Source organism: Microcystis sp. M53602_WE12, assembly GCF_030065455.1.
Taxonomy (GTDB): Bacteria; Cyanobacteriota; Cyanobacteriia; order Cyanobacteriales; family Microcystaceae; genus Microcystis; species Microcystis aeruginosa.
Genome location: NZ_JASJFB010000396.1, coordinates 1 through 1,030, shown reverse-complemented (window position 1 = coordinate 1,030; position 1,030 = coordinate 1). Strand labels below are relative to the sequence as shown.

The following is a 1,030-nucleotide window of genomic DNA, read 5'->3' as shown; positions in this document are numbered from 1 at the left end:
ATCAGCAATCAAGACCTTATCCAACAGCTTAAGCTATCGGGGAAAGTTCCCGAAATAGTCGAGGGAATTATCGGTCGGAAAATCATCACCGAAACCGCCACGGCAGCGGGGATTAAAAACACGACTGACGAGTTACAACAGGCGGCCGATCAATTCCGTCTCGCCAATGAATTACATAACGCCAAAGATACATGGAATTGGTTGCAAAAACAGGGCTTATCCCTAGACGATTTCGAGGCAATCGTTCAATTCAATTTACTATCGGGTAAATTAGCCGAACATCTTTTCGCAGACAAAATTGAATCCTATTTTGTGGAACACCAGCTAGATTATACCGGCGCGGTGATCTACGAGGTGGTGTTAGCAGATCAGGCGATGGCGGAGGAGTTGTATGAATCGATTCAGGAGGAGGAAATCAGCTTTCAGGAAGTAGCGCACCGCTATATCGAGGATGTGGAATTACGACGCAAGGGAGGTTATCGCGGTACTGTTTACCGTAAGGATTTACGACCGAATCTTTCGGCCGCAATTTTCGCATCGGATTCTTCTCAATTGTTGAAACCGTTGCAAGGCGATCGAGGTTTTCACCTGATTTTCGTTGAGGAAATCCTTAAGCCAAAATTAACCGAGGAGTTGGCTTTGCAAATCCGTGCCGAGTTGTTTAACGGTTGGGTAAAGGAGAAGATTCAGGAAATAAAATACGAGTTAAGTAATTAATTGTGGACGGGGTGGGTAATACTCACCCCGCAAACGTAGCAAGTGAAGATAAGAACTATGGAATGTGTGATCTGTAAATATGGTACGACTCGATCGAGTTTTGTTACCGTTACTTTAGAGAGGGATAATTATATCATGATTTTAAAACAAGTCCCTGCGGATATCTGTCAGAATTGCGGGGAGTATTATCTAAGCGAGTCGGTCACTGCGGAGGTTTTACATAAGTCCGATCGCCTATTTTGTAGGTGGGGTTGACAACGGAAACCCAACATCATCCCCCTATTATTCTTCATGTTATGTGTTGGGTTGCACT

General features: G+C 44.4%; 2 protein-coding genes. Both read left to right on the top strand.

The features are described from left to right. On the top strand, positions 1–717 hold a 717-nt coding region (locus PX482_RS13460), incomplete at its 5' end, for a peptidylprolyl isomerase (protein WP_288122545.1). Positions 718–774: 57 nt separating this feature from the next. After that, positions 775–972: a type II toxin-antitoxin system MqsA family antitoxin gene (locus PX482_RS13455; RefSeq protein WP_071995596.1), complete on the top strand. Its 198-nt coding sequence runs from the start codon at positions 775–777 to the stop codon at positions 970–972. The last annotated feature ends 58 nt before the right edge of the window (positions 973–1,030 follow it).